Annotated in this window: 26 protein-coding genes and 1 pseudogene; 9 read left to right on the top strand and 18 right to left on the bottom strand. The window is 58.8% G+C overall.

All coding sequences use genetic code 11. The features are described 5' to 3' along the window. Positions 1 to 2 precede the first annotated feature (2 nt). From SIL87_RS00535 to SIL87_RS00525, 3 genes are read left to right on the top strand one after another with little or no spacing between them, the layout of a single operon-like run. Positions 3 to 1,793, top strand: a complete 1,791-nt coding sequence (locus SIL87_RS00535; RefSeq protein ID WP_319612386.1) for an AIPR family protein — start codon at positions 3 to 5, stop codon at positions 1,791 to 1,793. A gap of 17 nt (positions 1,794 to 1,810) precedes the next feature. Continuing rightward, positions 1,811 to 3,517: a site-specific DNA-methyltransferase gene (locus SIL87_RS00530; protein ID WP_319612385.1), complete on the top strand. Its 1,707-nt coding sequence runs from the start codon at positions 1,811 to 1,813 to the stop codon at positions 3,515 to 3,517. Continuing rightward, positions 3,517 to 6,213 carry a DEAD/DEAH box helicase gene (locus SIL87_RS00525; protein ID WP_319612384.1) on the top strand — a complete coding sequence of 899 codons (2,697 nt, stop codon included), beginning with the start codon at positions 3,517 to 3,519 and terminating at the stop codon, positions 6,211 to 6,213. Before SIL87_RS00530 ends, SIL87_RS00525 begins: the two co-directional genes overlap by 1 nt. A 427-nt stretch (positions 6,214 to 6,640) precedes the next feature. Here the strand turns inward: SIL87_RS00525 and istB (SIL87_RS00520) are convergent, their stop codons facing one another. From istB (SIL87_RS00520) to istA (SIL87_RS00490), 7 genes and pseudogenes are all read right to left on the bottom strand, one after another. Next, entirely contained in the window at positions 6,641 to 7,369 is a 729-nt protein-coding gene (istB, locus tag SIL87_RS00520; protein ID WP_319612383.1) for an IS21-like element helper ATPase IstB, read from the bottom strand. After that, positions 7,369 to 8,112, bottom strand: a complete 744-nt coding sequence (locus SIL87_RS00515; RefSeq protein ID WP_319612382.1) for a Mu transposase domain-containing protein — start codon at positions 8,110 to 8,112, stop codon at positions 7,369 to 7,371. The genes istB (SIL87_RS00520) and SIL87_RS00515 overlap by 1 nt, the downstream gene beginning before the upstream one ends. Positions 8,113 to 8,311: 199 nt before the next feature. Continuing rightward, on the bottom strand, positions 8,312 to 8,551 hold the full coding sequence (locus SIL87_RS00510) for a hypothetical protein (protein ID WP_319612381.1): 240 nt from the start codon (positions 8,549 to 8,551) through the stop codon (positions 8,312 to 8,314). Then, a complete protein-coding gene (gene istB, locus SIL87_RS00505) occupies positions 8,548 to 9,312 on the bottom strand; it encodes an IS21-like element helper ATPase IstB (RefSeq protein ID WP_319612379.1) in 765 nt (254 codons plus the stop codon). Before istB (SIL87_RS00505) ends, SIL87_RS00510 begins: the two co-directional genes overlap by 4 nt. Then, positions 9,299 to 10,798 carry an IS21 family transposase gene (gene istA / locus SIL87_RS00500; protein WP_319612378.1) on the bottom strand — a complete coding sequence of 500 codons (1,500 nt, stop codon included), beginning with the start codon at positions 10,796 to 10,798 and terminating at the stop codon, positions 9,299 to 9,301. The genes istB (SIL87_RS00505) and istA (SIL87_RS00500) overlap by 14 nt, the downstream gene beginning before the upstream one ends. A 216-nt stretch (positions 10,799 to 11,014) precedes the next feature. Continuing rightward, a complete protein-coding gene (locus SIL87_RS00495) occupies positions 11,015 to 11,350 on the bottom strand; it encodes a hypothetical protein (protein ID WP_319612377.1) in 336 nt (111 codons plus the stop codon). Positions 11,351 to 11,576: 226 nt separating this feature from the next. Then, a pseudogene (istA, locus tag SIL87_RS00490) lies at positions 11,577 to 12,476 on the bottom strand (IS21 family transposase); the annotation flags it as partial. 639 nt (positions 12,477 to 13,115) lie between these two features. Here istA (SIL87_RS00490) and SIL87_RS00485 point away from each other — a divergent pair. Further along, positions 13,116 to 14,288, top strand: a complete 1,173-nt coding sequence (locus tag SIL87_RS00485; RefSeq protein WP_319612376.1) for an IS4 family transposase — start codon at positions 13,116 to 13,118, stop codon at positions 14,286 to 14,288. Here the strand turns inward: SIL87_RS00485 and SIL87_RS20090 are convergent. From SIL87_RS20090 to SIL87_RS00470, 4 genes are read right to left on the bottom strand one after another with little or no spacing between them, the layout of a single operon-like run. Then, the gene (locus SIL87_RS20090) at positions 14,177 to 14,680 is read right to left on the bottom strand and encodes a TlpA family protein disulfide reductase (RefSeq protein ID WP_405055193.1); all 504 of its coding nucleotides are present in this window, start codon (positions 14,678 to 14,680) and stop codon (positions 14,177 to 14,179) included. The genes SIL87_RS00485 and SIL87_RS20090 overlap by 112 nt on opposite strands. Positions 14,681 to 14,684: 4 nt before the next feature. Beyond that, complete coding sequence (locus SIL87_RS00480; RefSeq protein ID WP_319612375.1) at positions 14,685 to 15,293, bottom strand: hypothetical protein; 609 nt, start codon at positions 15,291 to 15,293, stop codon at positions 14,685 to 14,687. After that, entirely contained in the window at positions 15,256 to 16,506 is a 1,251-nt protein-coding gene (locus SIL87_RS00475; protein WP_405055197.1) for an MFS transporter, read from the bottom strand. Before SIL87_RS00475 ends, SIL87_RS00480 begins: the two co-directional genes overlap by 38 nt. Positions 16,507 to 16,523: 17 nt before the next feature. After that, positions 16,524 to 17,267, bottom strand: coding sequence for an MBL fold metallo-hydrolase (locus tag SIL87_RS00470; protein ID WP_319612374.1), 744 nt, complete (start codon positions 17,265 to 17,267; stop codon positions 16,524 to 16,526). Between the two features lie 108 nt (positions 17,268 to 17,375). On the opposite strand from SIL87_RS00470, the gene SIL87_RS00465 reads away from it, so the two are divergent. After that, complete coding sequence (locus SIL87_RS00465) at positions 17,376 to 18,038, top strand: ArsR/SmtB family transcription factor (RefSeq protein ID WP_319612373.1); 663 nt, start codon at positions 17,376 to 17,378, stop codon at positions 18,036 to 18,038. A gap of 119 nt (positions 18,039 to 18,157) precedes the next feature. On the opposite strand, the gene SIL87_RS00460 is transcribed toward SIL87_RS00465, so the two are convergent. The 3 genes from SIL87_RS00460 to merA are packed head-to-tail and all read right to left on the bottom strand — an operon-like array spanning position 18,158 to position 20,921. Continuing rightward, the gene (locus tag SIL87_RS00460) at positions 18,158 to 18,646 is read right to left on the bottom strand and encodes a hypothetical protein (RefSeq protein WP_319612372.1); all 489 of its coding nucleotides are present in this window, start codon (positions 18,644 to 18,646) and stop codon (positions 18,158 to 18,160) included. 29 nt (positions 18,647 to 18,675) lie between these two features. Beyond that, positions 18,676 to 19,254, bottom strand: a complete 579-nt coding sequence (locus tag SIL87_RS00455; RefSeq protein WP_319612371.1) for a TlpA family protein disulfide reductase — start codon at positions 19,252 to 19,254, stop codon at positions 18,676 to 18,678. Positions 19,255 to 19,280: 26 nt separating this feature from the next. Continuing rightward, complete coding sequence (merA, locus tag SIL87_RS00450) at positions 19,281 to 20,921, bottom strand: mercury(II) reductase (protein WP_456304821.1); 1,641 nt, start codon at positions 20,919 to 20,921, stop codon at positions 19,281 to 19,283. A gap of 122 nt (positions 20,922 to 21,043) precedes the next feature. On the opposite strand from merA, the gene SIL87_RS00445 reads away from it, so the two are divergent. Continuing rightward, the gene (locus tag SIL87_RS00445) at positions 21,044 to 21,538 is read left to right on the top strand and encodes a MerR family transcriptional regulator (RefSeq protein WP_319612370.1); all 495 of its coding nucleotides are present in this window, start codon (positions 21,044 to 21,046) and stop codon (positions 21,536 to 21,538) included. A 10-nt stretch (positions 21,539 to 21,548) separates the two neighbouring features. Here the strand turns inward: SIL87_RS00445 and SIL87_RS00440 are convergent, their stop codons facing one another. The 4 genes from SIL87_RS00440 to SIL87_RS20085 are packed head-to-tail and all read right to left on the bottom strand — an operon-like array spanning position 21,549 to position 23,182. After that, on the bottom strand, positions 21,549 to 21,881 hold the full coding sequence (locus tag SIL87_RS00440; RefSeq protein WP_319612369.1) for a hypothetical protein: 333 nt from the start codon (positions 21,879 to 21,881) through the stop codon (positions 21,549 to 21,551). A 60-nt stretch (positions 21,882 to 21,941) separates the two neighbouring features. Beyond that, a complete protein-coding gene (locus SIL87_RS00435) occupies positions 21,942 to 22,298 on the bottom strand; it encodes a rhodanese-like domain-containing protein (protein ID WP_319612368.1) in 357 nt (118 codons plus the stop codon). Positions 22,299 to 22,313: 15 nt separating this feature from the next. Continuing rightward, positions 22,314 to 22,796, bottom strand: a complete 483-nt coding sequence (locus SIL87_RS00430; protein WP_319612367.1) for a hypothetical protein — start codon at positions 22,794 to 22,796, stop codon at positions 22,314 to 22,316. Further along, positions 22,793 to 23,182, bottom strand: a complete 390-nt coding sequence (locus tag SIL87_RS20085) for an ArsR/SmtB family transcription factor (RefSeq protein WP_405055192.1) — start codon at positions 23,180 to 23,182, stop codon at positions 22,793 to 22,795. The genes SIL87_RS00430 and SIL87_RS20085 overlap by 4 nt, the downstream gene beginning before the upstream one ends. Positions 23,183 to 23,300: 118 nt before the next feature. Between SIL87_RS20085 and SIL87_RS00425 the strand changes: the two genes are divergently transcribed. The 3 genes from SIL87_RS00425 (at position 23,301) to SIL87_RS00415 (ending at position 24,920) form a co-directional block, all read left to right on the top strand. Next, a complete protein-coding gene (locus SIL87_RS00425) occupies positions 23,301 to 23,723 on the top strand; it encodes a HesA/MoeB/ThiF family protein (protein ID WP_319612366.1) in 423 nt (140 codons plus the stop codon). A gap of 60 nt (positions 23,724 to 23,783) precedes the next feature. Then, the gene (locus tag SIL87_RS00420) at positions 23,784 to 24,065 is read left to right on the top strand and encodes a hypothetical protein (RefSeq protein ID WP_319612365.1); all 282 of its coding nucleotides are present in this window, start codon (positions 23,784 to 23,786) and stop codon (positions 24,063 to 24,065) included. Positions 24,066 to 24,338: 273 nt separating this feature from the next. Further along, the gene (locus tag SIL87_RS00415) at positions 24,339 to 24,920 is read left to right on the top strand and encodes a hypothetical protein (RefSeq protein WP_319612364.1); all 582 of its coding nucleotides are present in this window, start codon (positions 24,339 to 24,341) and stop codon (positions 24,918 to 24,920) included. The last annotated feature ends 203 nt before the right edge of the window (positions 24,921 to 25,123 follow it).

Here is a 25,123-nt window from a genome sequence, read left to right as displayed (position 1 = left end):
CGATGCCCACACCTGCCGAGAAACTCAGCCACATCGAAGACGCGCTACGGCGCAGATTTTTTCCGCTGGTGCCGAAGCGCACTCAGAACTGGACAGAAGCGCAACACGATATCGATCGATGTTCACGTTCCTTTGCCGCGTATGCCATCTGCGGATTGTGCGCGGCCGAAGATGCGATCGGGGTCGGGTCGCTCGTCGATGGCGGAAATGACGGCGGCATCGATGCATTGATGTACGACCGCGTCGGAAACCGACTGATCGTGGTTCAGTCGAAGTTTAAGCGCCCGCGCGATCCTGCAAATCCGCAGGGCGCTGGGCCAGATCAGGGCGAGACCCTCAAGTTCACGAATGGTGTGAAGGCGCTGATCGAGCGACGGTTCGATGGGTTCAATTCGGCGATCCGCGATCGTCTTGATGAGGTTGAGGAAGCTCTAGACACGCCAGGGGTGAAAATTTGCCTCGTTCTGACGTTCCTGGGAGAGACCCTGGATCGCCATGCGAGTGATGATCTCACGGTGTTGATTGCGGGATCCAACAAACTCGCTGAACGCATGAGTCTTGAGATCGTGGGCCTATCGCGCACCTATGATTGGCTCGTGACCGAGCAAGCGCCGAATACCATCGATATTGAAATCACGCTGGAGAATTGGGCGTCGATTACGAGTCCGCGCAAAGCGATTTATGGACAGATCAAGGGTGAAGAACTGGCACGGCTGGTCGGAACGCATGGCACGGCGCTCTTTGAGCGCAACATCCGGTTCTACCTTGGCTCGATTGGCGTGAATGCGGCGATTGAGGACACTGTCCGCTGGAGGCCTGGCGAGTTTTTCTATTTGAACAATGGCCTCACTGCCGTAGCGGAGAAAATCACGCCAGCGGCGGGAACGAGTGCGCGATGCGTTTTTGGGCTTAAGAAGGTTTCGATCGTCAACGGTGCCCAGACTGCGGGCTCGATCACCACTGCATCGCTCTCGGGCGCTATCTCGCCTGACGCTAAGCTGCTGATTACGGTGATCCAAATCGGCACCGCCGTGGACGATCTGGGGGTCAAAATCACGCGGGCACGCAATCACCAGAACGAGGTGCGAGGGGTTTATTTCGCCGCTCTTGATCCGAACCAGGAACGCCTGCGGCAGGAGCTGGCCGTCGTCGGTATCAAGTATCACTACCGCCCTTCCGCGGAAGCGCGAGCGCGACGCGATGATGCCTTCACATTGGAAGAAGCTGCCGTTGCTCTCGCGTGTCTGTCTTTTCGGATCGCTCACAGCCGGGCACGGCCACGCCCAACTCATAACGCGATAGACTTTGTGGTCACCGCAAAGAAGGAAATTGGCAGACTCTGGGAGCAGGACGGAACAATCTACGGCCAAGTCTTTCCACCAACTCTTTCGGGTCTCCGTGCGTGCCGCCTTGTCCGCATCTATAGGCTGGTTGATCGAATTCTGGCGGGCAGTGAGCGATCTGAAGCGATTTACTATCGTCGCATGTTCTTCCGGCATGGTCGTTATTTTGTGATGGCGTTCCTCGCGCACCGCCTACCAGAGGTCGTACAGCGTCCGCAGGTCGCGATCTCGGCGGACGATGAGCGGACGATCTCGCAACAGACGAACGAACTTGCGGAATTGATTTACGCCCAGTCGGTGCCGCAGCAAACGTTCAAGGGTTACCTCTCGATCTTCCGCAATTTGACCGATTCTCAACCGCTCGCTGATGCCGTGCTCGATCGGCTGGCGGAGCAGGCCGCCGCCCTGGCGGCTGCGCCCGCCCGCCTTCCGCCAGACACGCCAGCGTAACAAGACGTGGACACACCATGATAAAGAAACAGAAACTTGAACTAACTTGGGTGGGCAAAGAGAACAAGCCTCGGCTGGAGCCGCGTATCCTGCTTGAGGACACTGAAATGTCTTATCACGCGGCGTCTCGCGTCAGCGACGATGATATTTTCGATAACCGATTGATTTTTGGCGATAATCTGCTTGCCCTGAAGGCCCTGGAACAAGAGTTTTCCGGGAAGGTAAAATGCGTCTTTATCGATCCACCTTACAATACGGGTAGCGCATTTGAGCACTATGACGATGGCGTAGAGCACTCCCTTTGGTTGTCTCTCATGCGCGATCGTCTCGAATTGATCCGACGTTTGCTGTCAGAAGACGGATCTCTTTGGATTACTATTGACGATAACGAGGCGCATTACCTAAAGATTTTGTGTGACGAAGTTTTTGGTCGAGCTAATTTTGTCGCGAATATAGTCTGGCAAAAGAAATTTGCTCCTCAGGCGAATGTTATCGGGGTCTCTGATAGCCACGATCACATACTGGTTATTGCTAAATCAAAGACGGATTGGCGGCCTCGATTGCTACCACGCACTGATGAAGCAGATGCGAGATATTCGAATCCTGATAATGACCCACGCGGTCCATGGATGTCTGATAATTTCACGATTAGCTTAACCGGAGGTGCGAGAGGAGCTCAGTTTGCCCGGACCGGAATAAGCCCAAACATCTACGAGATCGAGACGCCCTCCGGCCGTCGGTTGATGCCAACACAAGGCAGGTGCTGGGGCACTAGCAAAGAACGCTTTCATGAGATGGTTCGTGAAAACCGCATTTGGTTTGGACGTGACGGTGGAAATGTGCCGCGCGTGAAGCGGTTTTTGTCAGAGGTGCAGTCTGGGGTTGTTGCACGTACTTGGTGGCCTCGTGAGGAAGTTGGTGACAATCAGGAGTCAAAGAGAGAGGCGGCACAATTCAATGCCGACAATGTCTTTGCTACACCAAAACCCGAGAGGCTAATTAAAAGAATACTTCAAATTGCTACTTGGCCCGGTGATATAGTTTTTGACTCATTTGCTGGTTCAGGAACGACTGGCGCTGTCGCCCACAAAATGGGACGTCGGTGGATCATGGTCGAACTGGGCGAGCACTGCCACACTCATATCATGCCGCGTTTGAAGAAGGTTATCGATGGCCAAGATTTAGGCGGAATCACAGCAGCGGTAGGATGGCAGGGCGGTGGTGGGTTCCGCTATTTTAAGCTCGCGCCTTCATTGCTTGAGAAGGATCGCTTTGGTCGCGATGTAATAAGCAATTCTTACAACGCCGAAATGCTAGCTGAGGCCCTTTGTAAGCTGGAGGGTTTCACCTACTCACCGAGCGACAGCGTGTATTGGCAGCAAGGGGCGTCGACTGATCGCGACTTTATTTACGTAACAACCCAGACGCTTGGCCAAGAGCAGCTCGCCCATCTGAGCGACGATGTTGGCCCTGACCGGTCCCTACTTGTCCTTTGCTCAGCGTTCCGAGGCACGTCAGCCGCCTTTCCAAATCTCACGGTCAAGAAGATTCCAAACCACGTGAGAAGCCGTTGCGAGTGGGGCCATGACGACTACAGCCTGAACGTCGAAAACCTGCCGAAAGCTCCGCCAAAGTTCGTCGCAATGGAAGATGACGGGGGGGCAGCGTCGGTTGGCCTCTCCAAGCGCCAGGCCGACCTGTTCGGATCAGAGGGGGGCAAGTGATGAACCGTCATGTCAACGCTATCGCAGGCCGCCTGAGCCTTCGTCCGCCACAGCGACGTTCGCTCGAAATCCTCGACCGCATTTCTGAGATCGTCCCGCCGAAGAAGGGTGGCGACTTGGCTGCGGCTGTGGCCGCCATTCGCAGTGAGTTCCCAACCGTCGCTGACTTTGAGCGAGAATTTCCAAGCCTTTGCTTCGCCCTCGCCACCGGTGTCGGCAAGACCCGCTTGATGGGCGCGTTCATCGCCTACCTGCATCTTGCGCACGGGCTGAACAACTTCTTCGTGCTGGCCCCAAACCTGACGATCTACAACAAACTCATCACCGACTTCACGCAGAACACGCCGAAATACGTCCTGAAGGGCATTTCCGAATTCGCCATCTCACCGCCGGTCATCACCACAGGCGAGAACTATGAGCGGCAGATTGCGAGCGGCGGCAATCTGTTCCCGGTGACGATCAACATCTTCAACATCTCAAAGATCAACTCTGAGGTCCGCGGTGGGCGGTCGCCCAAAATCCGCAGCTTCAAGGAGGAAATCGGCGAGAGCTATTTCGAATATCTCGCCGGCCTCGATGACCTCGTGCTGATCATGGACGAATCGCACCGCTATCGCGCATCGGCCGGCATCCGCGCCATCAATGAGCTCAAGCCGGTCATCGGCCTCGAACTGACGGCCACGCCCTTCGTCGAGACATCGCGCGGGCCGGTCCCGTTTCAGAACGTGATCTTCGACTATCCGCTTGGGAAGGCGATGGCCGATGGCTTCGTCAAGGAGCCGGCGGTTGTCACACGGGAGAACTTCTCCCCAATTGGAAAATCGCCGCAGTCGATCCAGCAGATCAAGCTCGAAGACGGGGTACGCTTGCACGAGAGCGTCAAGGTTGAGCTGGAAACCTATGCACGCCAGGTTGGCGAACGCATCGTCAAGCCGTTCATGCTGGTCATTGCCCGCGACACGACACATGCCGCCGATCTGATGCAGCTTATCAAATCCGATACCTTTTTTGAGGGCCGATACAAGGACAAGGTCATCCAGGTCGATTCCAGCGTGAAGGAGGAAGAGACGATCGAACGTCTGCTTAAGGTCGAGCATACCGACGAGCCGACGGAGATCGTGATCCACGTCAACATGCTGAAGGAAGGCTGGGACGTCACCAACCTCTATACGATCGTGCCGCTGCGTGCCGCGAACGCCCGCACGCTCATCGAGCAGTCGATCGGGCGTGGCCTTCGACTGCCCTATGGCAAGCGCACGGGCGTGACGGCCGTGGACCGGCTGAACATCGTGGCGCACGATCGCTTCCAGGAAATCGTCGACGAGGCGAAGAAGCCTGACTCGGCAATCCGATTGCAACAGGTGATCCTCTCGAACGAACAGCTTCAGCAGAAGACCGTCACCGTCGTCTCGCAACCGCAGCTCGCGTCTAAACTGGGGCTCCAGTCTGACGGCGCCGCGCCTTCTGCGGCAAGCGGCTTCCACGAGGCGCAGTCGGTTTTCAACGCCGATGAACAGAAAATTGCCAAGATCGCATACGACGTTATCCGGAAGTTCGAGACGCAGCCGTCTCGGTTGCCGAGCGTCGGCCATCTGCAAAGGCCGGAGGTTCAGGCAGCACTGCTCCGCGAGGTCGAGAGCCAATACCGGCCTGCGCAGATGGAGCTCGATGGAATCTCAACCCAGCCCGATCTGGCCGCCATCGTTGCGAAGACCGCCGAAATGGTGGTCCAGCAGACGATCGACATCCCACGTATCCTCGTCGTTCCTAAAGGCGAGGTGAAGTCGGGGTTCCGGCCGTTCACCCTTGATCTCGTACGTATGAGGTATGAGGCGCCGAATGAAACCCTCTGGGCGGCCCATCTGCGGACTGGCCAAATCGATCGGATCGGCGTCTGTGCTGGGGCGATCGATGAACAGCGTCTTGAAGATTACGTGGTCAGCGGCCTCATCGACTTTGACGACGTCGCCTACGACGAACACGCTGACCTACTCTACGATCTGGCCGAGCAGGTTATTCGTCACTTTCTTTCATATCTCTCCGAAGAAGATGCGCGGAAGGTGCTGCGGCTCCATCAGAAGGAGATCGCCAGCTTCGTCCATGTCCAGATGCAGAAGCACTTCTGGCAGGACACGCAGGTCGCGTACGACGTTGTGATCACGCGAGGGTTCACTGAGCTTCGCAGCAGCGCATACACGACCGCTGCTGACGAAGCGCCGCTCGATTTCCGCATCTCGCCGTCCGACAAGACTAAAATGTCGCGCTACCTTTTCGGTGGATTCTCTCGCTGCCTCTACCCCACGCAGAAATTCCAGTCGGATGCGGAGCGTAAGCTCGCCGTTGTGTTGGAACGTGAGTCACTCAAATGGTTTAAGCCGGCGAAGGGTCAGTTTCAGCTTTTCTATCGAAGCGGCATTGAAGATCTAGAATACCAGCCGGATTTCGTCGCCGAGACGGATACGCGCATTTTCATGATTGAGCCCAAAGATAAGAACCAGATGGGCATGCAGGATGTGATTGCCAAACGGGATGTTGCAGTAGAGTGGTGCCGGCGGGCGACCGAACATGCCGCGAGTTTTAACGGTAAACCGTGGAACTATGTTCTCATCCCTCACGATGCCATAGCTGAAAACATGACGATCGCCGGCCTCGCCAAGTTATACGCAGTTGGCGTCACCCCTCGCGACCGTCGCTGACCCAGCGAGTTTTTGAGGTATACCCCAGAGGAACGGTTAGTTGAGACAGTTTTTTCGCGTTAATAGGGTGGTTTTTAGTATTTTGAAACGATAACGTGAAGACGTCTAGAATCGTATGAGACACTTTGTGACCATTCGTGACTATGCCGGCGTCAGGACGATCGATCATGGCCTTGCGATTCAGCAGCGCGCCTTGGATTCGGCAGGCTGTCAAATCGCGTTCAAACGCGACCCCCTTTTCGCGTCCAATTCCGACCCCTTTGGGCGTTAGAAACAGCGTTAGCGGCGGGGGCTTATCCACGTAGTGCATAGGGGGGACCCGCGCGCCGCGGAGTGCCCGACGAGAGGCTGACGCAGCGGCGCGCGGGGGGTCCCTGTGCACCCACGTGGATAAGCCGGGTGGGGGTCTGGGGGAGGGTTTTCTTGATCAGCTTCGGTTTTTGAAGCGCCAGCTTTCGTTGCCGGTCTCGATGATATCGCAATGGTGGGTCAGGCGATCCAACATGGCGGTGGTCATCTTGGCGTCGCCAAAGATTTTCGGCCATTCGGCAAAGGCGAGATTGGTGGTGATCAGCAGCGAGGTGTTTTCGTAGAGTTTGCTGATCAGGTGGAACAGCAGTTGCCCGGCGGTCTGGCTGAACGGCATATAGCCGAGCTCATCAATGACGATCAGATCATGGCGGAGAAGCTTTTCGACCAGACACCCGCTCCGACCGGCGGCTTTTTCCTGCTCGAGTTGATTGACCAGATCGATGAGGTTGTAGAACCGGCCTCGCGCTCTGGCCCTGATGACCGTGGCTGCAATTGCGATGCAGAGATGGGTCTTTCCGGTGCCGGTTCCGCCAACAAAAATCCCGTTCCGCCTGGCATCGAGGAAGCTGCCGGTGGCCAGTTCACGCACAAGCCCTTCATCGATCGGCGTGCCCTTGAAGGTAAAGCTGTCGAAGTCCTTGAGCCCCGGGAATTTGGCGCTGCTGATCCGGTAGCTGACCGATCGTGCCTGGCGGAAGATCCGTTCAGCGCGGATCAGGCTGGCGATCAGATCGTAGAACTCGTCGCGTCGCGCCACACCTTTGCCGGCGATCTCGTCAAAGCTCGCGCGCATGCCGTGCAGCTTGAGCTCGGCCATCGCCTGGAGAATATCATGGCGCTCCATCAGGCGGCACGCCTGAGGCTGTCATAGCGCGCACAATCGGCCGTCGGTTCGACCTTCAGGCGCAGCCCGTCGGGAATGGTCATGCTCGGCGGTGTGGGGGGCTGAAGTTGGCGGGCCAAAACGGCAAGGATCACGTCACCGCTGGCAATGCCTGCTTCGAGCGCCTCTGCGCAGGCGGCCTCGACCGCGACAAGACCGTGATCCACCACCGCGCAGAGGATTTTGACGAATTGTCGATCACCATCGGCGTACTGCCTCAACTTTGCCTGGGCGGCCGCAAGGCCCGGGGGTAGATCCCAATCCTTGAAGGGTGCCCCATTCCGCAAGGCGCCAGGCTTTCTCACCAGGATCGGCAGGTAGTGCCAAGGATCGTAGATCACTTCGCCACGCCGGAAGTCGCGCGGATGATCAGCAACGACATCGTCATCCAACAGCACGACGATGCGGTTGGCATGCGAGCGAATCTGCACCATCCGCCCGGCGGCACGCGCATCGACGCTGTAGCGATTATGATCCGCCATGATCAGGCAGGTCGTACTGGCGCGCACCACTTTCTCGGCAAAACCGTCATAGGGGCCGCGCGATACTACCAGGCTGGCCTGCTGTTGGCGGCGGTGAGAATCCGCGCATAAACGGCGCGGGAAGATATATCGGCTGATTTCGAAGGCGGCCTGATCCTGATGGAGCGGTGGTGATGTGCTGCCCTTCTGCTTTGATGGTTCCGCCGTGCTCGCGGCCGTCAAGGACGCTGCGCGCCGCGCAAGAGCGCGGTGGCCTCCGGCCATCCTTGACCGCCACTGCGCGCGACGGTGTTTTGGTATGCAGGTCGGGACGACAGGATGGCCGCTTTAGTCGAACCACAGGATGGTTGCTGAAGAGAAGCGCGGAGGCGGTGTGCAATCGGCCTGGGGGGTCGTCACACCAAGGCGCGGAGGCGGTTGATCAGAAGACCTGAGGTGGTCCGCCGATTGGGGCGATATCCTCGAAATGATCAGCTTGGTGTTGCTCGCGCATCATGCGCTGAATCTGGCAATTATAACGGACCCAGATTTTTTCTCTCAGATCGTCGAGTAGCTCGAAGATCGCAAGGGCCTGATCTGGCGTCCAGTGGATCGGGATTTCGAGGATAATTGGTTGCAAGTGCGCCGGATTCTTTGCACGGCCCTTTCGGGATTTTGTCATGATTTTGCATTGCGGGCGCGGCGCTGGCCGGCGCGCTGATCCGCCCGTTCGCGCGCTTCCTTGAGGCGGTAGGACTCGCCGTCGAGCGCGATGATTTCGGCGTTATGGATCAGGCGATCAACCAGGGACACGACGCAGGCCGCGTTGGGGAAGACCTCGCGCCACTCAGCGAACGGTCGATTGGTGGTGACGATGGTACTCTTGTTCTGATACCGCCGTGAGATCAGCTCGAACATGAGATCGGCATGACGGTTGGAGTAGGCCAGGTAACCGACCTCATCGATGACCAAGAGTTGAGGGCGGGCGTAGTGGCGGAGCCGACGGCGCAGAGCGGAATCACTATCGAGTGCGGCGAGGTCGCCGAGCATCTGGCCGGCGCTGGTGAACAGCACGGTATGCCCCGCGATCAACGTTTGGTGTGCAATATTCTGGGCCAACGTCGACTTGCCGATGCCATTTGGGCCGACGAAGACGATGTTGGAGGCGTCGGCGAGGAAGTCGAGCGCCATGAGGGCATCGATGGCGGCGCGATCGCATCGCTTTGGCCAGGACCAGTCGAAGTCGCAAAGCGGCTTGAAGCGGCCGATGTGGGCGGTCTTCAGCCGGCGCTCCAGGCTGCGGCAGGATCGCTCTTGTTCCTCCCAGGCAAGCAGCGGGGGTAACCAGGTTTGGGTTGCAACCTCGGGCCAATGTGCGATCAGGCCATGCAGGTGCAGTGCCTCGGCGCGGGCCCGCAGGGCTTCAGGTTCAGTTGTTGTCATCGGAACAATCCTTGATCTGGTCGTATGTTTCGAGGGCATGCGGTTTGACCGGTCGATCGCGGGCCTGAACATGGGCGGGCAGTCCGGCAGCGACCGGCGGCGCAGCGCCCCGTTCCTCGCGCCGCCGATCGAGAGCGAGGCGGACGGCATTGGGATGAGGAACGTTGCGAGTCAGCGCTTCGCAAATACTGGCTTGCAGTTCACCCGCCCCATAGCGATCGAGCAACCGCAGCAAGGTGGCGGTGATGGCGCCGAGATTTTCGCCGCGCTCGGCGGCGCGCATCAGCAAGGTCTGACTGGCAGGTGCCGCCCGCACCAGACGATCGGTCGCGCGATGCTTGCGGGCCGAGCGTTTCTGATCGACCAGAGCCTGAACATGGGCCGGCTCCTCGATCTGCGCACCCTTGTCGTAACAGCGCGGATGGAGGGCAATCACTGCGCTACCATCGACGATTCGTACCTCTTGCGGATCGGCGAGGATGGTCAACCCGCGCCGGACATGATCGTGGGGAACCGAGTAATCGTTCAGGTCGAAGCGGACATAGGGCATCTTGCCGACCCTGACCGCCACCTGCTCGAGCAGAGGTGCCGGGTTGTCGGGTAACGCGAGCAACCGCTTGGCTTCCTCGGCGAAGACCTCGCGGACGCTGCGCAGTGATTCCTCGGGGCAGCGGCGGTCGGCAGCCGGGCCGTTGCACCAAGCATCGGCCTGGGTATTGAGATCGGCAAGATCGGTGAAGCGGCGCGCGGCGAAAAAACTATCGCGGACGTAGCGGATCGCCCGCTCGACCCGCCCCTTCTCGTTGCCGCGGGCGATCGCCACGGGGCGCGGCTCATAGCGGTAATGCCCGGCAAAACCCAGCAAGGTGGGATGGAAGCGGATGGCATCACCGCGCCGTTCCAGAACCGCACTTTTAAGGTTGTCGTAGAGCAAAACACGAGGAACCCCGCCCCAGGCAGAAAAGGCCCCAACGTGGCCGCGCAGAAAGTTCTCCATCCGCGCGTCCGGATAGAAACGCAGGAATATCTGGCGCGAATAACTCAGCACCATGACGAAGGCCATCAGCGGTCGCCGCGCGCGCCCGATCTCGAGGTGGCCAAAATGGCCCCAATCCACCTGCGCTTGTTCGCCGGGCAGCGTCCGCAGGCGCAAATAGGCCTCGACTTTTGCCCGGGGTCGGTGGCAGGCGATGATGTGGCGGAAATGGTCAGGACTGCCGCGATAACCGCGCTCGCAGACCATCGCATAAAGCCTGCTCGCGGTCAGGCTGGGAAACGTCTCCAGGGTCTGGTGAATGAACGGCAGATAGGGATCGATCCGCGACGCGCGGGCCGGTGAACCAATCCTGGGAAGACCAGCTTGCCCCAGAACTCGGCGCACCACGCTATGATGAATATGCAATTGTTGGGCGATCGTGCCGATGGTCCATCTCTCGGCATGATAGTAGCGGAGGATCTGTGCCTCGATGTCAGCCGGTATCACCATGTCCAGATCTCCCGCGGGATGGCATCACATCTCGCACGGGACCGCGGCGGCGCAGGAAACCTTGGCGGACCAGCCCAGAGCATCGCTGCCCGCACCAGTGGCAGTGCGCAACGGATCGCTGGACGCAGACTGCCTGAGGCGTTGCGCCGCTCGCACTCGCTGGCGAGTTCGACGCCAGCAGATCACCAGATCGAGCTGGCAGTGAACCCTGATGCGTCACGTTTTTGCATCGAGCCCGATATCGGCGTGCCCGGGCTGCATGAGTAAATCGCCCACGTCGGCTGGTTTGGTAACGTTGAGCGGCGGCGCGTTGCGCCAAACAACGCGCCAGGAGGGCGCATTCTCCCGCACAATAAATCTGGCCGCGATCACAAGACCGACACACCACCACCTGCACGCGGCAGGCTGCACATAAAAACATCCGGGCCGATATCGGGGCCGCACCGTCACAGTCACAATTCCCCTGTAGACGCTGATTATGATTGCGGAAATACTGGCCTTGCATGCGTGCTCCGGCACCGTGCGGGGCACGGCGTCGAGCAGAACCGCCAAGTCGAGATCGGCGCCGTGCTTGCCCCTCAATAGCGGCAAACCTACCCCAGCACCTGACAGCGCGTCACCTCACCCACCGCGCCGTCCACACAACCACGAAATCCCTCGGGAGCCATCGAAACCAGTGCAGGAAGCGCAACCCGACTACCGGGTGCCGCACAAGGCAATTATTGCCGCTCCAAGCGCCCCGCGCCGTTTATGCGCGGATTCTCACCGCCGCCAACACCTGCTCGTCCTGGAACACCTCCCAGATTGTGCGACCCTTGAATTCAGGGTGTTCCATCCGCTTCGCATAGGCAATGCATTCATCCACCAACCGGTCATTCAGCTCGACGAGGCTGCTGACCCGCGGCTTGGGCAGGAACAACTGATCCCGCAGATTGCCGACTTGATTCTCGACCTGACCCTTTTCCCAGCCTGACGCCGGCGTACAGGCCACCGGCTCGACCAGATGATGCGAGCACATCTGCAGAAATCGCTGATTGTAGCGGCGCTGCTTACCCAGGAAGATCGCCTCCACTGCAGTCTTCATGTTGTCGTAGATTCCGCGCCGGCAGCCCCCACCGAAAAAGGCAAATCCCTTGTCGTGCGCATCGAAGACCATCTCCTGGGTCTCGCGGTGATACACCTGTACAAACGGCATCCGACTATGGGACAGCTTCATGTGGGCCGCCTTGACCGTCACAGGCAGTCCTTGCAGCGTGATCACCTCGTGGCTCCAGTCGAACTGGTAGGCTTCGCCCGGGGCAAAGCTCAGCGGCACATAGGCCCGCACCGGAACCAGCGTGTGCTCACGCCGCCACGCCTTGGCAAAACGGTGCACGCTGTCATGCGCCCCCTCGTAGCCACACCCCCTCAGTTCCTCGAACAGGCGTTGCGTCGATCGCCGCTCCCGTCGTGGGAGCTCGGCCTCCCGCTCCAGGATCTCCGTCAGCCCCTTGACCCACTCGCCCAGCTTCGGCGCGGGCTGCTTGTCACGCTCATAGCGAAATGCGGTCGCCGAACTTCGTACCACCTTGCGCACCGTCGACCGCGATACCGATAGCCGGCGCACAATCTCTTTGATCGACAGACGCTCATCAAAATAAGCCCGCCGTATCTCACCAATCCGATCCACTGCGATCATCCCCCATTAGCCTCCTCACGCCCGCTGCGAGCGTTAAGGAGGGTGCTGACATCAAACGTCAGAGGGGTCGAAATTGGACGCGATTTTCGCCCCTCAGGGGGTCGTTATTGCAAGCGAATTTACAGGCAGGCTGCCGTATAGGGCAGACCAATTGAACGGCAGCTTTGCGCTGCATCCCGGCCATAGGAGGACGTTTTAGCCTCCCCCAAAAGCGGACATTCTATGCCAGATGGTCGCTTATCCATCAGCCATGCATGCACAAGCCCCTTGCATTTCGAGAACGGAAAGCTTGGATGAATGAGATGTCCAAAGTTAATGTGGAAGCGGTTTATTGTCGGTGCATAAGGTAGCTAGTGGATAGCGCGTCATTATTCAGGCTGCGATCAATTTTTCAATAATCGAGCGGATGTCAGAATCTGCATAATTCCTCCCGCCAACCGCTTTATAGGCAATACGCCCCATTTTATCGATGAGGAACGTGGTTGGAATACCCGCGACGTGAAACGCATCTGCCACTTTACTATGTTGATCGAGGAGGATTGGAACTCAGGAATCCCCCCATTTTCCATAGGTCCAGGTATTGCGCCGATTCGCTGCGATTCTCTACCAAGCGTTGGAATGCATGGATGAGGGTGGATCATGGGAATTGCAGCATCGAAAAAGCGTGATGGTGGGCGGTTGAAGGACATCCGCGCATTCATTGACGAGTTGTATGCCCACGATCTCCACGCCAAACGCGTTGACTCCCTGTCTGCTGCGACACTGGGCGTGATGACCGGCGCGTCGCTCGCCGTCGCGATGATCGGTCAGGCGTTGGCACAGGCGCGCGGGCTGGTGACCAAGCACGCGATCAAGCAGGTTGATCGCATGCTCAGTAACGAGAGTATCGACGTCTGGGAAAGCTTCGCCCGTTGGGTACCGCATCTGGTGGGTTCGCAGACCGACATCGTCGTTGCCATGGACTGGACGGATTTCGACGGCGACGATCAGGCAACGTTGGCGCTCAACCTGGTGAGCAAGCATGGCCGGGCGATGCCTCTGTTGTGGCTGTCGATGTGGAAAGAGGAATTGAAAGATCAGCGCAACGCCATCGAGGATACTTGCCTGCGCCGCCTGTCGGAGGTTGTCCCGCCCGGCTGCCGCGTGACCATCCTGGCCGACCGCGGCTTCGGTGACCACAAGCTGTTCGCGTATCTTACGGAGCTTGGCTTTGCCTATATCATTCGCTTCCGCGGCAACATCCATGTCACCGATGCCGCAGGCGAGACGCGAACCGCGGCGGACTGGGTCGGCAAATCGGGCCGGGCGCGCAAACTGCGTGGTGCGCGCGTCACCGCCTCGCACGCCTATCAGGTCGGTGCCGTGGTGTGCGTACATGCGCGTGACATGAAGGAGCCGTGGTGCCTGGCGAGCAGTGACGCCGTGGCGTCTGCAGGGACATTGATCAAGCAATATTCCCGGCGCTGGACGATCGAACCCAGCTTCAGGGACGTCAAGGATTTGCGTTTTGGGATGGGGATGGCTGAGATCCGCATCGCCGAACCAGAGCGGCGCGATCGGCTGCTGCTCATCAGCGCGTTTGCGATGGCGCTGCTGACCATGCTCGGGACGGCAGGCGAGAGCCTGGGAATGGATCGACAGCTCAAGTCCAACACTTCGAAGACCCGCTCACACTCGTTGTTCCGTCAGGGGTGCATGCTCTATGAATTGATCCCGAACATGCCGAAGCACCGGCTACTGCCCCTGATGCGGCGGTTCACGGAAATGCTGCGCAGCAGCGGCATATTCGGCAATTCCATGCCGGCTACGTAATGAGGGGATGAGTGAGGGATTGGAAAGGTTGGTGACGGCGTTAGTTGACCCAGGTACGCAAAGACAACGCTTTGCGTCTCGCCTTGATCCAGTGCCAGGATTTGAAGATCCTTGTTTTTGATCGATTGATGCAGCCGCTCGATCGACGGCATTTCGGCGCGGCACGGCGGGCACCAGGTGGCCCAGAAATTCACCAGCACGACAGTGCCGCGAAATTGTTTCAACGAATAGGTCGGACCGGCGACGCTGGGTAGTGTGAAATCTGGTGCGGGTGGACGTGGCGCGAGAGCTGTCAGTGGGGCGTTCACGCCGGCAAGTGCCGATCCTGTAAGTGCGGCTCCCGCCGCAGCAGCGCCAAGTCCAATCAGCGTTGCGCGGCGTGTCCATCGCATAAGTTCATTTGCCGTCGGCACATTGCAAGTGGCGGAGGGTGGCTGTGTGGGTGTGTCCATGGTCGGTCCAGTGATAAATCAGGTTGAAACGCGTGCCGGATTTGAGTTTGATCGTGGTGAAACCTTCGCCCCAGTCGCCGGGCTGGAACGTCTGCTGGGCAGGGAAAATCGTAAATCCGTAATCGACTCCTTCCGCGCTCCAGATGCGCTGCCAGCCACGTTTGCTGCGCAGTCGATGTCGGGCGTGACCGGCGGTCACTGCTCGCCACGTGGCGACATTGTATGTGATTGACGATTTAGCATTGTTGCGCGCATCGGTGCCAAACACGCAATATTTCGCAATCCGATCGACATTTGCCGACGATGCGCCCATGCCCTCGTAGATCGCACGCACGTTATCCGGCGTCAGTTGCTGCAGGGAAAGGCTGAAACCGTCCTTCACATTTGTCCAGCTCATGAGACCCGATTTCGGATTGCGGTGGGAAATGGTTGCGGCATCCGCGTTCGAGGCAGTGCTGATACTGGCAAGCAGGGCGATGGCGATCCAGCCACGCTGGATGCGGCACCTGTCTGGATCAGGATTTTTGATGGTGTGGTCGAACAAGTCGGACATCCTTTGCGATCCATAGTCCCGAGATAACGACGAGCGCTGCAGTCAACCACATCGCCGGCCGCACCTCATCGGCGAGTTGCGCAATACCGCCGAGCAAAAGCGCGCCGATCGCGTAACCGGTGTCGCGCCAGTAGCGATAGGTGCCCAAAGCCTTGCCGCGCGACAGAGGCGGGGTCATGTCCGACATTGCAGCGATCAAGTTGGGATAGAGCAGCGCCATCCCGATGCCCATGATCGCGGTGGCTGGCAGCCAAAGCATGGGGCCACGCCCGATCGCAGTGAGAGCGATTCCCGCGGCCAGTAGGAAAAACCCGGCCACAACCGGCCTGCGCCGCCCGATCCGGTCACCGAGATGCCCGGTCCAGAGCTGCGAGAGGCCCCAGACCATCGCATAAATGCCGGTCAGCCAGCCGATCTCTACCAGACCCGCGCCATGGCGCCTGAAGAATACCGGGAACATTACCCAGACCAGCGTATCGGCGATCTTGTTGACAATGCCGCCCTGGCAGATCGCTCGCCCCGCCCGGTCGCGGAACGAGATGCGCAGGAAAATCGAGCCGAACCCCTCTATTTGGTCAGGCGGTGCATGGCCCTGGGCCTCGGCATGTTCGGCCTTCACCCAGGCAAGCGTGTCGCGCACGCGGGTGAGCGTCGCTAGTGCCGCGATGATGGTCCCGAGGCCGAAGATGAGCAGCGCCGGCCGCACGCCGATGCCGTGCGCTAGCACCGCAGCGCCGAACCCAGCGAGGCCGACGGCGACATAGCCGGTTGCCTCGTTGATTCCGACCGCGAGGCCGCGCTGATGGCTGCCGGCGAGGTCGATCTGGCTGGTTACCGTCATCGTCCAGGTGAAGCCCTGGCTGATGCCGAGGAACACGTTTGCCGCGACGATCCACCACCAGTTCGGCGCGACATAGATCAGCAAGGGGACCGGGATCGCGGCGATCCAGCCGGCGACCAGCACCGGTTTGCGGCCAAACCGGTCGGCAAGCCCGCCAGCGACAAGGTTGAGCGCGCCCTTCACCAGGCCGAATGACAGAACAAAACTCGCGAGGAACAGGAACGCCTCCGGCGCCACCCCGAAATTCCGTGCCACGTCCGGCAACACGGCGCGCTCCATGCCGATCACCAAACCGACAAAAAAAACTTGCAATGCCTGCAGGGCAAACTGACCGCGATTGGCGGCGATGCCACGTTCCAACCGCGAGGCCACAGGCACGACCACCGGGGTCAGGCCGCGTGCTTCGGCAGTGTCCCGGCATTCCAAGTGCGCAACTCGACAGCCTGCGGCGGCGCGGGAGGGATGTTCTGGAGCATGAACGCGACGAACGTGTCCTGATCGTCGATCTGCAACGCGGCATTGTGCCGCCGCTCGAACCCGATGGTCGAGCCAGGTTTGCCGGACAGCCCCCGGCCGCAGACCGAGCCGGCCAGGGCGCCGGGCAGGACTTCGACGTAGTCAGGCAGCGCCTTCAGCCGGACCAGGCTGGCGAACAGGGCGCGTGCACCGGTCGCGGCATCCGCCGCCAACTCGGTACGACCGACATCGCCGACCATGAGCGTATGGCCGCCAAGGAGACACCATGGCTCATCCGCGCGCGTCCGGTCAGTGACCAGAAGACAAAGATGCTCTGGCGTGTGCCCCGGCGTATGTAGAATATCGAGCACCACGTTGCCGAGCTCGATCTGTTCGCCATCGACAAGGCGTCTGTAGGCGTAGCTGGCATCGGCGGATGCGTGGAGCGCGTATTCGGCTCCGGCCGCTTCGGCCAGCGCGCGACCGGCGGAGCGATGATCGGCATGGAGATGCGTATCGATCACAAGTGAGATTGGCGTGCCGGCGGCTGCCGCGGCATCGAGATAGGGTTCGATCGGGAAGAGCGGGTCGACCACTACGCCGACGCCCTTGCCGACGCAGCCGAGCAGATAGGATGCGGCGGTCGGCTCGGCGTGTAAGAATTGGCGCAGAATCATCGTGATTTCCTCCATTTTGGCGGCATATTTTGTTGGCTCGGGCGCGATCTTGTTTGCCGCCTTCCAAAAGTCTATTACTATCGATATTAATTGAATATATGGTGGCTAGTGTCAAGCAATGGACCGAAGCAGCGGATTTTCTCCCACCTCGCCGAGGTTGCGGCGGCGCTCGCGCATTCGCATCGTCTCGAAATTCTCGAATTGATTGCGCAGGGCGAGCGCTGCGTGGAAGATCTTGCCGTCCGCACCGGCCTCTCCGTTGCAAACACTTCGCGGCACCTACAGGTATTGCGCCGCGCGCGCCTCGCGGAACCGCGGCGCGCGGGCAAGCGGATGCTCTACAGCCTGATTTGCGAAACCGAAGTGATTGCCCTGCTCGCGGCATTAAGTCGGGTGGGCGAGCGTAATGTCGCCGAGATCGAGCGGATCATGAAGACGTATTTCCACTCCAGGGATGCGCTCGAAGCGGTGCCGCGGGGGGTGCTTCTCGAGCGGCTGCATGCTGGAACTGTGACCCTACTAGATGTGCGCCCGGCGGATGAATTCGCGCTCGGTCGCCTGCCAGGCGCGATCAACATCCCGCTTGATCAACTCGATGCTGCGCTTGGGGGGTTGACGACGGATCACACGGTGGTCGCCTATTGCCGCGGGCCATATTGCCTTCTTTCATTCGAGGCCGTTGCCATGCTACGCTTGCACGGCGTCGAAGCATACAGGCTGGAAGACGGATATCCCGAGTGGAAAGCCGCAGGGTTACCTGTCGAGGGATGAGCCGGTTGTCCGCCCCCTCCGATCATTGCTCCGCTGCTACCCGGGATTTATCGCCTTATAAAGAACAGACTGCTCCAGGAAGCGAGTCTTGTGCTCTACTCCAAGGGTTTGCTTATCCATCAGCATGCGCAGTAAAGTGCGCGTCGTGCGTTGGCGTAGAATCCCCAGGCCATGAAGGCGATTGCGATTGCATAGATCCACGCTTCATGCGTGGCGATGAAACCTTGGATCGGCAGGCCCAGCGTCCCTGCCGCCGGCACCACCGATGCGATCGCCGCGATTCCTAGGGGCAGGATTGGCGAGCAGCACAGAAGCGTGGGTACAATCGCGACAATCGCGCCCAAAATCGTCTTGCCGGATGTAGCGGGAGCTCCCTGCCTCAGCCCGTAGATTCCGAGCGCGGTCGTCAGGCCGAGCAAGGTTGCCATGATCAGAGCAAGACCAACCTCGCCCAAGGTGAGAAAACGCAGTGAGACCAGTCCGATCGCGCCGCCTGTATCCGTTGCTGGCAGAACCAGCAGATAGAAGCCAAGACCAATCAGGAAGGTCGCCGCGCCCCAGACCCGCGCTCGCCGATCCGCGAGCGCAAACCGGATCGCAACCGGCATCTTGACGATATTCTGGATCGTTGCAGCCATCATGATTTTGGTTCCGACGCGATGAAAGCTTTGATCTTGCCGAAAGTGGCCGAAGGTGTGGACGAGACGGTCTTGATTTTGCCGTCCGCGCCGATCAGATCGTAGACATCGACATAATGATGCGGATTGTAGAGCGTATAGAGCGCCTTGGTATCATCGCCGAAGACGAAATGGGGGTCGTGTATGAGGCTCGGCGCCGTCTGCTCCGCAAATTTTTTGATGCCAATGCCCGGATAGCCGCCATTTTTGTAGTCGCGCAGAACAATTACCCGGATATTCGATTTATCGATCAGCGCCTTCTCGTGCGCGAAGGTGCGCAACCCTGCCCGGCAGCTGCCGCACCAGGTGGCGACCTGCCAGAGCATGACCGGATGCCCGTTGAATGTATCCAGCGTAAAGGTCTTGCCATCGGTGGTGAACGATGCGGCCGGCGCCGGTTGATCTGCTGCGCGCGGCCCATTCTTCGGCCCCATCACGCCGGAGGGCGAGGCGAGGGCCATTGCTGGCAAGGCGAGTAGTCCGGCGACGAGCGCCATTCGACGCGGGAGGACGTGGTTCGAAATCAGAGGTTTGATCATGAGAAAATCCTTGTTTGATGCGATAGTTAACCGGCGCAGCAGGAGAGCTGCGATATGTCCTTGGTGAAAGTCTGGGCTGCGAGCTTGATGCCCTCTGCCATCACGAGATACGGGAACAACGTATCGCCGAGTTCTTGCACGGTCATTCGATATCGAATGGCTAGCGCCGCGGTCTGGATCATCTCTCCAGCGTTGTGGGCAAGAATTTGCGCGCCGATCAGCCGGCCAGTGCCGGCTTCGGCGACGAGCTTCACGAAACCCCTTGTGTCGAAATTGGCGAGCGCGCGCGGGACGTTTTCCAGATCGAGGCGCCGCGTGATGGTTTCGATGCCGGCCGTTCTCGCCTGCCCCTCGTCGAGTCCGACAGTTGCGACCGATGGATCGGTGAAGACCACTGCCGGAACCACCGAGAGGTCGAGGCTGGCGTCACCGCCCATCATGTTGATGGCAGCCCGCGTACCGGCCGCCGCGGCGACATAGACAAGCTGCGGCATCGTGCTGCAGTCGCCGGCCGCATAGATGTTCGCGGCCGATGTCCGCAGGTGGTCGTCGACGACGATCGCACCATTGTGATCGGTCGTCACCCCGGCCTTGTCGAGGGCCAGTCCTTCGGTGTTCGGCTGGCGTCCGGTCGCCACCAGCAGCCGCTCCGCCTCGATCTGCTCGGCACCGAATGCCACGGTGAAACGACCAGCGTCATAACTGATGCGTTCAGCCTGCGTCTCATTGAGCACTCGGATGCCTTCAGCCTCGAATGCCTGCTGTAGTGCCGAGCCGAGTTCTGGGTCGTCGCGCGTGAGCAGCGTGCTGCGTGCTAGCAGTGTCACCTCGACGCCAAGGCGGCGATACGCCTGAGCCAGTTCGAGGGCCACGAATGACGAGCCGATCACCACAAGCCGAGTGGACAGTTCTTCGGCGAACAGCGCATCGGTCGAGGTCCAGTATGGTGTCTCAGCCAGGCCCGGAACCGGCGGAATCATAGGTGATGCGCCGGTCGCGATGAGGATGCGGTCCGGCGCCAGCCGCGTTACCCCGCCGGCGTGATCTGTAATCGTGAGGGTGTGCGCATCCGCGAAACGTGCCTCGCCGGGCAGCAGTGTGATATTCGGATTGTTGTCTATGATCTTCTCATACTTGGCGGCGCGCAATGCCTCCACGCGGCCGCGCAGCTGATCGAGCAACGGCTTTCGGTCTACAGGTTCTTGACTGCGAGCGATCCCATCGAACGGGTGATGGCTGCGCTCATGGCGGATTTCTGCTGCCCGAAGCATGATCTTCGAGGGGACACAACCGACATTGACGCAGGTACCGCCGACCACTGCACCACGTTCGGTCAGGGACACCCGCGCCCCGGTCTCGACTGCGCGGATGGCCGCAGCGAATGCCGCACCGCCGCTGCCTATGATCGCGACATGCAAACCGCTGCCCGGATCGCTGACACGGTCTAGTGATACCGGCTTGGTCAGAGGTTCCAGTCCGTAGCCGCTTTGTCCTATCGCCGTCCTCAGAGCCTCGATCTCGATACCCGCATCGTTCCGGATATCGGCGATACCGCGATCATAGGAGACTGAGGCATCGATGCCGGGCATCCGGTTCAGCGCTGCCTCGGCGGTCCGCGCGCAGTGCTCACAAGTCATTCCGGTAACCCGTAGCGATATCATCTCCATGCATCTTTCCTTTCGTATATACGGCTTTCGGATCACCGATCCGCAGCACGACTACGGCATTGGCCAGATCGACATATCGGGATATAGGTTCGGGAGTAACTACAGGAGCAAGAGGTATTTCGATGATCGCTGGAGAAAAGTATTCGTCGAATTTCGGATCGGCAGCGGCGCCGGCCGGTCGCGAAGTCCCGATTGGCATTGTCGCGGTGCGGAGCGGTTGTGGCATTGAGACCATCAGGTTCTATGAGAAGGCTGGCGTTCTGCCGCGAGCACGACGCGCCGAAAATGGACGGCGGGTTTATGACAATCGGGATGTCGCGCGGATTACCTTTATCCGCCGGGCGCGGGAACTCGGCTTTTCGCTCAGCGAAGTGCGCGGTCTGCTCGCACTCGCGGAAGGGAATGGGGGCACCTGTGAGAAGGTGCAATCGATCGCTCTGCGCCACCTCGACGACATTGCGGCGAAAATCTCCGATCTGACGACGATGCAAACGGTGCTCAACGCGCTCGTCACGCGTTGCGTGCAGGGCGACGACACTGCCTGTCCATTGATCGACACCCTGTCCAGCGATCGTCAGCGCTATGCTCCCGAAACCACCAGTGAAATTCACATCTGATCCCACGTCTCTATCCTTGAAACAGAGCGAGCACGAGACCGCCTGATACAATCAGCGTGCCACCTACCAGGGTCGGGATGGACGGTGTGATGCCGTAGACGAGACGATCTACGATCTGTGCAACGATGAAGAAAAGGGCGACGTAGACGCCGAGAACACGACCGAAATCCCATGGCCCGAGATTTACGGTGACCCCGTAAACCAATAGCGTGAGTGCGCTTGCGAAGAATAGAAGATATCGGGTCATGCCCTGGCCGTGTAACCCGGAACGAGCCAGCGCATCGCCACCGACTTCCAGACATGCGGCGAGCGTGAGCAAACCAAAAATGACAAGTTTACTCATTTGGCCAGCCACCTCTCTGGTCCGGAAAAGTGCCTTGCTTGTAAAGGATACCGCGCGTTCTCATGCAGTCTCGACGGGCAATCCGGATTCAATCCAATCAGCCTTGCCTTCGTGGTAATCGAGTACGTTACGATAACCGAGTTCGACCAAACGCTCGGCTGCAAGATCAGAGCGCCGGCATGGTCCATTGGCACAATACACAACGATTGTTGCCTCTCGATCGCGAATCTGCCGAGGAGCGGCGGTAACGATATCGTCGGATACGATGTTGATTGCACCCGGTAAATGGGATTTGCGGAAGATCGTTGTCGGCAGGGTGTCGATCAGGATGAAATCATCGCCTCGTTCCATCATCCGGCGGAGTGTGTCGCGTGAAATGCGGGAAATCATGGAAAAACTTTTGCGTTGCTCGAACAAACTGATTTTATTACTTCAGGTTTGTCCTGAAATGCCCGTTGCGTGATGTCCCGGTTGCGGGAAAAAGACCCGGCAAAGTCCCCAGACAAATATGCAGAACAAAGAATGCGTGATGAAGAGGCCCAAAATGATCTGCGGCCCGACCTTGAGCCCGAGCATGCCCCAGCCAACGATCGGAACGAAGACGATCAACGCGAAGATCCACAAACCGGCTGCCAGCATTGCCGCCCTGGCAAAGGTGAGGTGCGGCCGGAACAGCGCCACGAAGACAACCGACCAGAACGTGACGTAGGCAAGATGGAAAAGAAGCCCGATCGGCAGCGGTAAGTGACGTCCGGATATCGTATCGGCGAAAGCCAGGCCGAGCGGCGCAGGCATCGGGGACAATCCCGACTTTTTGAGCGTGACCATGATAACGGCGAGCAAAATGCCATTGATCAGGCCGAGGGCAATGGCTTTACCCCATTCTCTTTGTGTCATTGAGTCCCTTTGAATCATGATTTGATTTTCTCGTGGGTTATTGACTGCGAACCCTCAGCAACCGGAGATCTGGAAGGTCGGCGGTTGCCACTGCATCCGGGCAGACACCCGCCAGGTGCTAAGCCGCAGCAATCCTCAGTGAGGAATTCGGTGATTGCTGTAATTGCCGCATAGTTGGCAGCGTAGAACAAATGCCTCCCTTCGCGTCTCGCGTGGATCAGGCCAGTCTGTTTCATTCGGTTGAGGTGAAACGACATTGCGGTACCTGGAATGTCGAGATGGGTGGCGATGTCGCCCGCTGTCATGCCGATTGCGCCGCTTGGAATAAGGAGGCGGAGTAGGCGGAGTCGGACAGGATGGCCGAGAGCCACAAAAGCATCGGACGCGTTTTTTTCATCAATCATTCAACGCATGTTGGATGATTGATATTAAATATCAAGGGGGGGTGCCGTAAAGAGTCCGTTCTCTAACGATCGTGAACGCGGCGTAGAATTTCATATAATTACCGATTCCGAGCGCATCTTGCGTGATTCCATCGTCGGATTTGCCGGCCTCGGCGGGGGCGGCTCCCACATCGTCCAGCAATTGTCCTATATCGGCATCGGAACCTTGGTGCCGGTCGACCCCGATCATGTCGAGGATAGCAACCTCAACCGCCTGGTCGGTGCGACCGATGCCGATGTCGCGGCAGGCACACCCAAAACAGTTGTGGCGGAACGGGTCATAAAGGCCACTAACCCGAAAGCGCAGGTAACCCCTGTGATCGGCCACTGGCAGGAAGCTCATCTCGAGCTTCGTCGTTGCACATGCCTCTTCGGCTGCGTCGATAGCTGGACCAAGCGTGAACAACTGGAGCGCTTCGCACGACGTTTCCTGATACCTTACATCGATATCGGCATGGATGTGCATGCCATAGAGCAGGGTGAGTTCAGCATCAGCGGCTAGATCTTCCTTTCGATGCCGGGCCAGCCATGCTTGCGTTGCGCCGGGCTTCTGACGGACGACTTGCTTGCCGAAGAGGCTCAACGATACGGCGCTGTCGGCGGAAAACCTCAGGTCATCTGGCGCAATGGGCTTCTCGCCTCGGCCGCTATTGGGTTGTTCATGCAACTGGTCACTCCCTGGCACCCGGATCATAGAAACTTCGCTTACCTTGAGTATGATGGCGACAATCAGATCCTCCAGCCAAGTCCGCTTGCCGAGTCGATCCGGCGGAAGCCATGCGAGCATATTGAGGCGGGTGAACTGGGCGATCCGCTGTTCGAAGATATAGCACCGGCCGGTTGATGATCAGTGAGCCGACTTCCTGCACATTTGGCCCGAAGACCCTGCCTGATCGGAAAAGAGGTGCGAGGGTCGCTGCTCTCGAAGCCTCCCGCTATCCGAGGCTGGCGCAAGCGTCTGATATGGTCGCTTTCACTGAGAGTAGCGTTGTTGCGTAATTTAGGAGTTGTGCAACATATTCATAATTCAAGATTCCAACGTGCCCTTTACATTCCTACAATGGGAATGTTTAAGTTTGTTTTGTCGTCACCACCAATTAAGAAGTGTGAAAATCTTATGAAGCGCCGCACCATCTCCGCTATCCTCGGCAGCACGTTTTCTGGCTTTTTCGCCCTTCTTGGCCTTGGTTCAAGACAGGCTGTGGCAAAATCGCCAGGTGATTCTGGTTCACCCGGCGGTATGATGGGTGGAATGATGGGGTCAAGCATGTCCCACATGGACATGCAGGGGATGATGTCCCGCGGTAATATGATGGGACCCATGAAGCTCGGTATGAAACTGTTCGAGCGCCATGCCGAAATCACGCGCGCCACGGACTACATGCCAAACGGCATTATTGACACCACGGTCTCGAACAATCCGACAACCGCTCATCTTATCCAGGCGCATGTGATCGAAATGTATAATCGCCTCGCTGAGAATCGGCCGTTCCCCTATCCGATGAGCAACAGTGTCCCAACCATGTTTGCTAATAGCACGAAATACCAACGATCTTATAAACTCTTACCAACCGGGATTCAGGTCACCGAAACTTCGGACGACCCAGAAATGGTGAAGGTGATCTATGCTCACGCCCGGGAATTGGACCGCTTTGCGAAAGACGGCATGCCAGCGATGATGCGCGGCATGATGAAATAGGAAGAACCTATAATGCATTCCGGTATGATGAGCGGCTGGATGATGGGTGGAATGGCCATAATTAGCCTGGCTATCCTGCTAATAATCATCCTAGCAATTGCGGCTTTGTTAAAATACTTGTTCGGTTCGCCACGTCATAAATAATCGAATGTCTCTGCTCACGTCTGGCGTTGCGATTCAGGCAATTTGGCGCGCGGCCGGGG

Origin of the sequence: Acidiphilium acidophilum (genome assembly GCF_033842475.1) — a bacterium.
Lineage (GTDB): Bacteria > Pseudomonadota > Alphaproteobacteria > Acetobacterales > Acetobacteraceae > Acidiphilium > Acidiphilium acidophilum.
This window is presented reverse-complemented; position numbering and strand designations above follow the sequence as displayed.

Coding starts and splice junctions, on each gene's coding strand:
- SIL87_RS00535 (WP_319612386.1), top strand. CDS start 3: ATGCCCACACCTGCCGAGAAACTCAGCCACATCGAAGACGCGCTACGG.
- SIL87_RS00530 (WP_319612385.1), top strand. CDS start 1,811: ATGATAAAGAAACAGAAACTTGAACTAACTTGGGTGGGCAAAGAGAAC.
- SIL87_RS00525 (WP_319612384.1), top strand. CDS start 3,517: ATGAACCGTCATGTCAACGCTATCGCAGGCCGCCTGAGCCTTCGTCCG.
- istB (WP_319612383.1), bottom strand. CDS start 7,369: ATGGAGCGCCATGATATTCTCCAGGCGATGGCCGAGCTCAAGCTGCAC.
- SIL87_RS00510 (WP_319612381.1), bottom strand. CDS start 8,551: ATGACAAAATCCCGAAAGGGCCGTGCAAAGAATCCGGCGCACTTGCAA.
- istB (WP_319612379.1), bottom strand. CDS start 9,312: ATGACAACAACTGAACCTGAAGCCCTGCGGGCCCGCGCCGAGGCACTG.
- istA (WP_319612378.1), bottom strand. CDS start 10,798: ATGGTGATACCGGCTGACATCGAGGCACAGATCCTCCGCTACTATCAT.
- SIL87_RS00485 (WP_319612376.1), top strand. CDS start 13,116: ATGGGAATTGCAGCATCGAAAAAGCGTGATGGTGGGCGGTTGAAGGAC.
- SIL87_RS20090 (WP_405055193.1), bottom strand. CDS start 14,680: ATGCGATGGACACGCCGCGCAACGCTGATTGGACTTGGCGCTGCTGCG.
- SIL87_RS00480 (WP_319612375.1), bottom strand. CDS start 15,293: ATGTCCGACTTGTTCGACCACACCATCAAAAATCCTGATCCAGACAGG.
- SIL87_RS00470 (WP_319612374.1), bottom strand. CDS start 17,267: ATGATTCTGCGCCAATTCTTACACGCCGAGCCGACCGCCGCATCCTAT.
- SIL87_RS00460 (WP_319612372.1), bottom strand. CDS start 18,646: ATGCCGGTTGCGATCCGGTTTGCGCTCGCGGATCGGCGAGCGCGGGTC.
- SIL87_RS00455 (WP_319612371.1), bottom strand. CDS start 19,254: ATGATCAAACCTCTGATTTCGAACCACGTCCTCCCGCGTCGAATGGCG.
- merA (WP_456304821.1), bottom strand. CDS start 20,921: ATGGAGATGATATCGCTACGGGTTACCGGAATGACTTGTGAGCACTGC.
- SIL87_RS00445 (WP_319612370.1), top strand. CDS start 21,044: ATGATCGCTGGAGAAAAGTATTCGTCGAATTTCGGATCGGCAGCGGCG.
- SIL87_RS00440 (WP_319612369.1), bottom strand. CDS start 21,881: ATGAGTAAACTTGTCATTTTTGGTTTGCTCACGCTCGCCGCATGTCTG.
- SIL87_RS00430 (WP_319612367.1), bottom strand. CDS start 22,796: ATGATTCAAAGGGACTCAATGACACAAAGAGAATGGGGTAAAGCCATT.
- SIL87_RS20085 (WP_405055192.1), bottom strand. CDS start 23,182: ATGATTGATGAAAAAAACGCGTCCGATGCTTTTGTGGCTCTCGGCCAT.
- SIL87_RS00415 (WP_319612364.1), top strand. CDS start 24,339: ATGAAGCGCCGCACCATCTCCGCTATCCTCGGCAGCACGTTTTCTGGC.